We start from the raw sequence: 9,210 nt of genomic DNA, 5'->3' as shown, positions 1-9,210 counted from the left end.
GCGAGCTGCTCGTCGCGTACGGCCGAGCGCGACACCACCCCCACGCCCTGCCCCGCGATCGAGATCACGGTCAGCCTGGACGAGCGGGCGACCCCGTTCGTGGTCAGCGTGTTGCCCGCGAAGCGCAGGTTGGCGGTGGACCCCTCGTCCACCAGCACCACACAGTCGTCGTTCGCGGAGAGCGCGAGCGCCCTCTCCACCATCTCCTGAGGCGTCACTTTCCGCCCTCCTGCACCGTGTTGAGGATCCGTACGCCCCTGAACAGCGCCGACGGGCACCCGTGGCTGACCGGCGCGACCTGCCCCGGCTGCCCCTTGCCGCAGTTGAAGGCGCCGCCGAGCACGTACGTCTCAGGCCCGCCGACCGCGTCCATCGACTGCCAGAAGTCCGTGGTCGTGGCCTGGTAGGCGAAGTCTCTGAGCTGCCCGTCGAGCCTGCCGTGCGAGATCTTGTAGGCCCGCTGCCCCGTGAACTGGAAGTTGTAGCGCTGCATGTCGATCGACCAGCTCTTGTCGCCGACGATGTAGATGCCCCGCTCGACCCCGGCGATCAGCTCGTCGGTCGAAGGGCCGCCGGGGGCCGCGGCCAGCGAGACGTTCGCCATGCGCTGGATCGGCATGTGGCCGGGGGAGTCGGCGAACGCGCACCCGTTCGAGCGCCCGAAGCCCTTCATCAGCGCCATCCTGCGGTCGAGCTGGTAGCCCACGAGGACGCCGTCCTTGACGATGTCGAAGCTCTGCCCCCGCACGCCCTCGTCGTCGTAGCCGATCGTGGCCAGGCCGTGGGTGACGGTCCTGTCGCCGGTCACGTTCATCAGCGGCGAGCCGTAGACCAGCTCGCCGAGCTGGTCGAAGGTGGCGAAGCTGGTGCCCGCGTACGCCGCCTCGTAGCCCAGCGCCCGGTCCAGCTCGGTGGCGTGGCCGATCGACTCGTGGATCGTCAGCCACAGGTTGGACGGGTCGATCACCAGGTCGTAGTCACCCGCCTCGACCGACGGCGCGGCCAGCTTCTCCGCCAGCAGCTCAGGCAGCCTGGACAGCTCGTCCTGCCAGTCCCAGCCGGTGCCGGTCAGGTATTCGTAGCCGCGGCCGACCGGCGGCGCGATCGTCGACATGTCGTCGAAGCCGCCTGCGGTCGCCTTCATCGCGTTGAGCTTCGGGTGTACCCGCACCCGCTGCTGCGTGGTCACCGTGCCGGCCGTGTCGGCGTAGAACTTCTGCTCCTTGACCTGCAGCAGCCGGGCCGAGACGTGGTCGGCGCCCTTCAGCAGCCCGGCCGACCAGTCGGCGAGCAGGGTCACCTTGTCGGCCGAGGCCACCTCGAACGGGTCGACGTCGTAGGCCGACACCCACACCGCCTCGGCGTGCACCGGCTCGGGAGCCAGCTCGATGGGCTCCCGGTTGATCGGGGCGCTCACCTCGGCCACCCGCACCGCCTGCTCGGCCACCACGGCGGCGGCCTCGGGGGTCAGGTGGATGCCGGCCGCGAAGCCCCACGTGCCGCCCTTGACGACACGCACGGCGTAGCCCAGGTCGTCGGCGTCCATGGCGCCCTCGAGGCGGGCGTCGTAGAGGCTCAGGGTCTCGGCCCTGACGCGTTCGAGCCGGAAGTCGGCGTGCTCGGCGCCGAGGTCGCGAGCGCGTTGCAAGGCGGCGTCCGCGAGCTGCCGCAGGGGCAGCTCCAGGAAATCGGGATCGATCTGGCGCATGTCAACGATCCTAACCCTGTGATCTTGTGCCCCCCGGACAAGCGGATACCCGCCGGTAGGGGATAGCGTCAGGTGTCATGGCACGCTCAGTACTCGTCACCGGGGGCAATCGCGGCATAGGCCTCGCGATCGCCCGTGAACTCGCCGCGACGGGCGACGCCGTCGCGGTCACCTACCGATCGGGGGAGCCTCCCGAGGGCCTGTTCGGCGTGCGCTGCGACGTCACCAGCACCGCCGACGTCGAGGCCGCCTTCGACAAGGTGGAGGCCGAGCACGGCCCGGTCGAGGTCCTGGTCTCCAACGCCGGCATCACCAAGGACACCCTGCTGGCGATGATGAAGGAGGAGACCTTCACCGACGTCATCGACGCCAACCTCACCGGCGCCTACCGGGTGGCCAAGCGGGCCATCAGGCCCATGATGCGGCTCAAGCGCGGCCGGGTCATCTTCATCTCCTCCGTCATCGGCCTGAGCGGACAGGCCGGGCAGACCAACTACGCCGCCTCCAAGGCCGGTCTGATCGGCTTCGCCCGGTCCATGGCGCGCGAATACGGCTCGCGCAACATCACGGTCAACGTCGTGTCGCCCGGCTTCGTCGCCACCGACATGACCGCCGGCCTCGACCAGGAGGCGATCGTGGCCAACATCCCCCTCGGGCGGCAGGCGGCACCCGAGGAGGTGGCTCGCGTCGTACGCTTCCTGGCCGGCGACGACGCCTCCTACATCACCGGGGCCGTGATCCCGGTCGACGGCGGACTCGGAATGGGGCACTGACGATGGGCATTCTCGAAGGCAAGCGGATCCTCGTGACGGGCGTCCTGACCGACGCCTCGATCGCGTTCTCGGTGGCCAAGCTCGCCCAGGAGGAGGGCGCGACGGTCGTGCTGACCGGGTTCGGGCGGCTGAGCCTGGTCGAGCGCATCGCCAAGCGCCTGCCCGCGCCCGCACCGGTGCTGGAGCTCGACGTCCAGAACACCGAGCACCTCGACACGCTCGCGGCCCGGGTCGGCGAGCACGTCGACGGCCTCGACGGGGTGGTCCACTCGATCGCCTTCGCGCCGCAGTCGGCGCTGGGGGGCAACTTCCTCAACACCCCGTGGGACGACGTCGCCACGGCGATGCAGGTGTCGACCTACTCGTTCAAGTCGCTGGCCGTGGCCTGCCTGCCCCTCATGAAGGAGGGCGGCGCGGTGGTCGGCATCGACTTCGACGCCACCAAGGCGTGGCCGGTCTACGACTGGATGGGCGTGGCCAAGGCGGGCCTCGAGTCCTGCAACCGCTACCTGGCGCGCGACCTGGGCAAGCAGAACATCCGGGTCAACCTGGTGGCGGCCGGGCCGCTGCGGACGATGGCCGCCAAGTCGATCCCGGGCTTCAAGGAGTTCGAGGACAGCTGGCCGGAGAAGGCGCCGCTGGGCTGGGACCTGTCCGACACGATCCCGGCGGCCAAGGCGTGCGTGGCGCTGATGTCCGACTGGTTCCCGGCGACGACGGGTGAGATCGTCCACGTCGACGGCGGCGTCCACGCCATCGGCGGATAGCCGCCCTCTCCACGGGAAACCGCCTCCCCGGCCCCGCCCGCCGGGGCCGGGGGGCGGGGTCAGGCGAGCCGGTGGCGACCGTTGCCCGCCGTGCGGGCGGGCTCGAACGGGATCGTCTCGGCGGGCTCGGCCCGGTGCCGCCGCTGCTGCACGATCCGCGTGGCCAGCACCGCCGAGCCCAGCAGCGCGATCGTGAGCGCCGTGCCGAGCACGTCGGAGGCCGGCGGGCTGGGCCGCACGACCTGCTGGTTCTGCATCGGCACGGCCAGCTCGTGCGCGAACGGGTTGGGCCACAGCAGGTCGACCCGCGGCTCCTCGGCCCGCGCCGTCTCCTTCTCCTGCACCGGCCGGCCCGTGTCGGCGGTCTGCGGCTGCCGGCTCTCCGGGCGGGTGGCGCGCGGCATCGCCGAGGCGGACGCCGACGCCCCCCCGTCGCGCGTGCCCTGTGTGCGCCCGGCCGAGGGCGACGGCGAGGGCGTGGGGCGCGGCGTCATCGTGCCGACGACGTCACCCTCGCAGGCCAGCACCGGCACGCACACCGCGCCGAGCGGCTCGGGCATCAACCCCGAACTGTCCGGCTCGGGGGTGGACTCGGTGGCCGAGGGGGTGGGGCGTTCCGTGGGGGTGGACCTCGTGGTCGGCGCCGCCTCCCCGACGCGGCTCAGCACCTCGTCGGTGGTCTTGTCGACCCCGTCGGTGACCTTGTCGGCGGTGCCCCCGGTCAGGGTGTCGACGGTGCCGGTGACGGCCTGCACGACGTTGCACAGGGTGTTGGTCACCCCGGCGAGCAGGCCCCCTTCGCGCGTGCAGTCCTGTACGGCGGCCGAGGCGGCAGGCGCCGCCACGGGGACGGCCGCCAGCGCCACCGCGAGAACTCCGGCCGAGATCGCGGCCCTGCTCCCCATCCGTCCCCTCCTGCGTCGCTTACGGAGGAAATCCTGATGGACAGCGACCGTCAGACGCAGGCGTTTCCTGGGTAAAGTTGCGATTCGGTATCGAGTAGTGATACGCGAGACTGTCTCTGGTTCCCCGTCGGCGCCTCCGCGCGCGCGGAGGTCCGGCGCACGCGAGTGGTGGCACTCCGCGCCGGGGGAGCCACACGGGCCGTCGACGGGGCGGCCGGCCGTGTCGGCCCGGGGGGTGCAGGGCGCGTCAGTCGAGTGACGACACGTCATCGAGGGCCTCTCGGATCTCTATCGGCAGCACCACGTCCTCCGCGGGGAGAACGCCCTTGAGCTGCGCATGCGTACGGGCTCCGACGATCGCCGAGGCGACCCCCGGCTGGTCGCGCACCCACGACAGGGCCACGGCCAGCGGCGAGACGCCGAGCCCGTCGGCGGCGGTCATGACGGACTCGACGACCCGGCGGCTGCGCTCGTCGAGGTAGGGACGGACGAAGTCGGCGAAGTGCGGGGTCGCCGCGCGGGAGTCGGCCGGGACGCCGGTGCGGTATTTGCCGGTCAGCACCCCGCGCCCGAGCGGCGACCAGGCCAGCACGCCCACCCCGAGGTGGGCGGCGGCGGGCAGCAGCTCGCGCTCGGGCTCGCGGGCCAGCAGCGAGTATTCGGCCTGGGCCGCGGTGATCGGGATGCGGCCCGGGACCATCCGCTGGGAGACGGCGGCGGCGGCGAGCTGCCAGCCGGCGTAGTCGCACACGCCCGCGTAGACCGCGCGGCCGGAGGAGACGATCGCGTCGAGCGCGGCCAGGGTCTCCTCCAGGGGCACCGCGTCGTCGTACGTGTGCAGTTGCCACAGGTCGACGTAGTCGAGCCCGAGCCGGTTGAGCGAGTCGTCGACCGCGGCGATCAGGTGGCGCCGGGAGGCGTCGCGGGGACGGCGGCCGGTCGGCGTCACCACCGCCTTGGTGGAGATCACCAGCTCCGAGCGCGGCACCGAGTCGCGCAGCATCCGGCCCAGCAGCCGCTCGGAGTCGCCGCCGGTGTAGACGTCGGCCGTGTCGACGAGGTTGCCGCCCGCGTCGAGGAACGTGCGGAGCTGGGCGGCGGCCTCGTCCGCGTCGGTGTCACGGCCCCAGGTCATCGTGCCGAGCCCCAGCCGGGACACCGACAGGCCGCTGTGGCCGACATAGCGCTGCTCCATGATCCCGCCAGGTTACCGTCCAGGTCGTTGAAACGTTGTGATCGACGCCTGCGACACTTGCGGGATGACCACGTTGCTTCTGGCCCGGCACGGGCTGACGGACCTCACCGGGCCGGTGCTGGCCGGACGTACTCCGGGGGTGCACCTGAGCGAGGCGGGCAGGGCGCAGGCCGTCGCGCTCGCCGAGCGCGTCGCGGGCGTCAAGCTCGACGCCATTGTCTCCAGTCCGCTGGAGCGCTGCCGGGAAACGGCCCAATCAGTCGCGGAAGGACGCGGGGTCGAGGTGCGGACCGACGACCGGTTCATCGAGTGCGGCTACGGCGAGTGGACCGGCCGGCCGCTGGCCGAGCTGGCCAAGGAGCCGCTGTGGCGGGTGGTGCAGGCGCATCCGAGCGCGGTGACGTTCCCGGGAGGGGAGTCGCTGCCGGAGATGCAGCACCGCGCGGTCGCGGCGGTCAGGGAGTGGAATCGTCACCTCGGAGAGAAGGCTGTCTACCTGGTTTGCAGCCACGGCGACGTGATCAAGGCGATCGTCGCGGACGCTCTGGGGCTCCATCTTGATCAGTTTCAGCGGATAACAGCCGATCCTGCGGCCCTCACCGTCATTCGCTATGCCCCCTTGCGTCCCTTTGTTCTCAAGGTTAACGATATGGGGCAATTGCGGCTACCCGAGGATTCGGAGGAAAAAGACGGGGGAGAAAACATCACCGGGAGCGATGCCGCCGTCGGCGGTGGACCCGGAACCACGTAAGGTCAGGCTATGCCGGTCTTCGACTACGACCCACCAGAGAGGTTCGTCGCCGGTGCCTTGGGGCAGCCGGGCGCGCGGGTCTTTTTTCTGCAGGCCAGGGCCGAGGGCAGACTGACCACGGTGGCGCTGGAGAAATTGCAGGTCGCGGCGCTCGCGGGCAGGCTCGACGAGCTGCTCGACGAGGTGCTGCGGCTCAGTGGGGGCACCGCTCACGTGCCCGCACTCGCCCCGGCCGACCTGGCCGACGACGGGCCGCTCGACTCGCCGGTCGCGGAGGACTTCCGCGTCGGCACCATGGCGCTCACCTGGGACGCCGAGAAATCGCAGGTGGTGATAGAGGCGCAGGAGGTCGTGGAAGAAGACGACCTCGAGACGCCCGACCCGGCGGTGCTGCGCGTGCGCATCAGCGCGGGAGCCGCCCGCGCCTTCACCCAGCGCGCACTCCAGATCGTCGCGGCGGGCCGGCCGCCGTGCCCCCTGTGCGGGCAGCCGCTCGACGCCACCGGACACGTCTGCGTACGTCTCAACGGCTACCGCGGGGGTGAGGCGGCTTCATGACCGCTCCGGAGAGCGAACCGGCCGTCCAGCCCGCCCCACCGCCTTCCATGCATGACGACGAGGCGCTCACGCTGCTGCGCGACGGCAGCCTGGAGGTCGCGGGCCGGCTCGTCGAGGCGACCAACATGACGCTCTACTGCTCGGTCAAGCTGGGCTCCCGCTCGGCGGCCTGCGTCTACAAGCCCGTACGCGGCGAGCGCCCGCTGTGGGACTTCCCCGACGGCACCCTCGCCGCCCGCGAGGTCGCCGCCTTCGAGGTCTCGCAGGCGACCGGCTGGCGCGTCGTGCCGCCCACGGTCTACCGTGACGGCCCCTTCGGACCGGGCATGGTCCAGCTCTGGATCGACACCGAGCGCGAGATCGACCTCATGCGGCTGGTCAAGAGCCGCAACCCGGTCGTACGCCGGATGGCCGTCTTCGACGCGGTGATCAACAACGCCGACCGCAAGGGCGGGCACCTGCTGCCGCTGCCCACCGGCCACGTGTACGGGGTCGACCACGGGGTCTGCTTCTCCGCCGAGGACAAACTGCGCACGGTCCTGTGGCAGTGGCGCGGCAAGCCGCTGGCCCGCGAGGCGGTGGCGGTGCTGGCCAAGCTCGAGCGCGACATCGAGGCGGGCTCGCTCGGGCGGCGGCTGCGCGAGCTGCTCACGCTGGCCGAGGTGGAGGCCACGTGGCAGCGGGTGCGGCGGCTGCTGGACACCGGGGTGCATCCGTACCCGTCGGAGGGCTGGCCGGCTATACCCTGGCCCCCCATCTGAAATACCCCAAACCCGTCTAATACCCTGTGCTCATGTGCACGCTGATCGTGAGAACCGGGCGGCCGCTGACGCTCATGGGCGTGAGAGACGAGTTCACCGACCGGCCCTGGGAGGGGCCGGGGGAGCACTGGCCGGAATACCCGGGAGTGATCGGCGGGCGCGACCTCAAGGCGGGCGGCACCTGGCTGGCCGTCAACCCGGCGGCCCGCCGCGCCGCCGCGCTGCTCAACGGTCACGGCCGGGCGGCGGAGGAGACGACCCGGGTCTCGCGGGGCGACCTGGCGCTGCGGGCGGCGCATACGGGGGAGCTGCCGGGCGCCGACCTGAGCCGCTACGACCCGTTCCACCTCGTGCTGGCCGACCTCGCGCGGGTGCGGCTGCTGAGCTGGGACGGCGAGCGTGTGACCGAGTCCGGTCTGCCCGAGGGCACCAGCATGGTCGTCAACTCCGGCCTCGACCCCGAGGACGAGCGGGTCGCCGCCTACCTGCCGCGCTTCCGCGCCGCCTCCCGCTGGGGCGACCTGATCCAGGCCGGTCCGTCGTCCGACCCCGGCGCGCTCATCGTCCGGCACGAGACCTCCGACGGACGGGTCTTCGCCTCCCTGTCGGTGATGGAGGTCGCGATCGCCCAGGACGGCGTGACGTACGACTTCACCGACCTGACCGCCGACCGGGACGGATAGGCTCAAAGGCATGAGATCGTGGTCTGCCCAGAACGTTCCACAGCTCCCGGGTGAGAGCATTCCGCTGAGTCTCTACGACACGTCGGCCAGGCAGGTGAGGCAGACCGATCCCGGCCCGACCGCCAGGATGTACGTCTGCGGCATCACCCCCTACGACGCCACCCACCTCGGCCACGCCAACACCTACCACGCCTTCGACCTCGTGGGCCGGATGTGGCGCGACGCGGGCCACCAGGTCCACTACACCCAGAACGCCACCGACGTGGACGACCCGCTGCTCGAACGGGCCGCGCAGACCGGCGTCGACTGGCACGACCTGGCCGAGCGGGAGATCGAGCTGTTCCGCGGCGACATGGAGGCGCTGCGGATCCTGCCGCCCCGCGAATACGTCGGCGTCACCGAGGTCATCGGCGAGGTGGCCGACCTGATCGGCAAGCTGTCGGCCAAGGGCGTGACGTACGACCTCGACGGCGACGTCTACTTCAGCGTGGCCGACGCCCCCAAGTTCGGTCAGGTGTCCGGCTACGACGAGCGGGAGATGCTGGCCCTGTTCGCCGAGCGCGGCGGCGACCCCGACCGGCCGGGCAAGCGCCACCCGCTCGACTGGCTGCTGTGGCGGGCCGAGCGGCCGGGCGAGCCCTCGTGGGAGTCGGGGTTGGGCCGCGGCCGGCCCGGCTGGCACATCGAGTGCACCGCGATCGCCCTCGGCAACCTGGGCCCCGGCTACGACGTGGCCGGCGGCGGCTCCGACCTGATCTTCCCGCACCACGAGTGCGGCGCCTCCGAGGGGCACGCCGCGACCGGCGAGTGGCCGTTCGCCAAGTTCTACACGCACGCCGGGATGGTGGCGCTCGACGGCGAGAAGATGTCGAAGTCCAAGGGCAACCTGGTCTTCGTCTCCAAGCTGCGCCAGGAGCGCGACCCGATGGCGATCCGGCTGGTGCTGCTGGCCCACCACTACCGGGCCGACTGGGAATACACGCCCGAGATGATGGTCGCGGCCGAGCGCAGGCTGGCGCTGTGGCGCTCGGCCGTCGCCCTGCCCGCCGGGCCGCGGGCCGATGGGCTGCTGGCGACCGTACGCGCCCGGCGAGTCGAGGTCGTCGGCC

General features: G+C 71.6%; 10 protein-coding genes and 1 pseudogene. 7 read left to right on the top strand and 4 right to left on the bottom strand.

Annotation, left to right across the window (positions count from 1 at the left end; all coding sequences use genetic code 11):
* Positions 1-218 (bottom strand): annotated as a pseudogene (locus ABD844_RS48100) (TldD/PmbA family protein); the annotation flags it as partial.
* Positions 215-1,708 (bottom strand): TldD/PmbA family protein, encoded by a 1,494-nt coding sequence (locus ABD844_RS48095; RefSeq protein ID WP_344895168.1) that lies wholly within the window; start codon positions 1,706-1,708, stop codon positions 215-217. The gene ABD844_RS48095 and the pseudogene ABD844_RS48100, both read right to left, overlap by 4 nt.
* 77 nt (positions 1,709-1,785) lie before the next feature.
* Between ABD844_RS48095 and ABD844_RS48090 the strand changes: the two genes are divergently transcribed.
* Both ABD844_RS48090 and fabI read left to right on the top strand, forming a co-directional pair.
* The gene (locus tag ABD844_RS48090; protein ID WP_344895165.1) at positions 1,786-2,481 is read left to right on the top strand and encodes a beta-ketoacyl-ACP reductase; all 696 of its coding nucleotides are present in this window, start codon (positions 1,786-1,788) and stop codon (positions 2,479-2,481) included.
* A gap of 2 nt (positions 2,482-2,483) precedes the next feature.
* Positions 2,484-3,248, top strand: coding sequence for an enoyl-ACP reductase FabI (gene fabI / locus ABD844_RS48085; RefSeq protein WP_344895162.1), 765 nt, complete (start codon positions 2,484-2,486; stop codon positions 3,246-3,248).
* 59 nt (positions 3,249-3,307) lie between these two features.
* Here the strand turns inward: fabI and ABD844_RS48080 are convergent, their stop codons facing one another.
* Positions 3,308-4,153 (bottom strand): hypothetical protein, encoded by an 846-nt coding sequence (locus ABD844_RS48080; protein WP_344895159.1) that lies wholly within the window; start codon positions 4,151-4,153, stop codon positions 3,308-3,310.
* Between the two features lie 247 nt (positions 4,154-4,400).
* Positions 4,401-5,348, bottom strand: a complete 948-nt coding sequence (locus tag ABD844_RS48075; RefSeq protein ID WP_344895156.1) for an aldo/keto reductase — start codon at positions 5,346-5,348, stop codon at positions 4,401-4,403.
* A gap of 64 nt (positions 5,349-5,412) precedes the next feature.
* Between ABD844_RS48075 and ABD844_RS48070 the strand changes: the two genes are divergently transcribed.
* The 5 genes from ABD844_RS48070 to mshC form a co-directional block, all read left to right on the top strand.
* Positions 5,413-6,099, top strand: coding sequence for a histidine phosphatase family protein (locus ABD844_RS48070; protein WP_344895152.1), 687 nt, complete (start codon positions 5,413-5,415; stop codon positions 6,097-6,099).
* A gap of 9 nt (positions 6,100-6,108) precedes the next feature.
* Entirely contained in the window at positions 6,109-6,657 is a 549-nt protein-coding gene (locus ABD844_RS48065; protein ID WP_344895149.1) for a DUF3090 domain-containing protein, read from the top strand.
* A complete protein-coding gene (locus ABD844_RS48060; RefSeq protein WP_344895146.1) occupies positions 6,654-7,418 on the top strand; it encodes an SCO1664 family protein in 765 nt (254 codons plus the stop codon). The genes ABD844_RS48065 and ABD844_RS48060 overlap by 4 nt, the downstream gene beginning before the upstream one ends.
* A gap of 32 nt (positions 7,419-7,450) precedes the next feature.
* A complete protein-coding gene (locus ABD844_RS48055; RefSeq protein ID WP_344895143.1) occupies positions 7,451-8,101 on the top strand; it encodes an NRDE family protein in 651 nt (216 codons plus the stop codon).
* A gap of 10 nt (positions 8,102-8,111) precedes the next feature.
* Positions 8,112-9,210: cysteine--1-D-myo-inosityl 2-amino-2-deoxy-alpha-D-glucopyranoside ligase (gene mshC, locus ABD844_RS48050; RefSeq protein ID WP_344895140.1), on the top strand; the 1,099-nt coding region annotated here is incomplete at its 3' end.

Source organism: Nonomuraea antimicrobica (genome assembly GCF_039536965.1).
In the GTDB taxonomy this organism is placed as follows: Bacteria; Actinomycetota; Actinomycetes; order Streptosporangiales; family Streptosporangiaceae; genus Nonomuraea; species Nonomuraea antimicrobica.
Note: the sequence above shows the minus strand (reverse complement) of the source record. Positions and strands in the feature narration are given on the sequence as shown.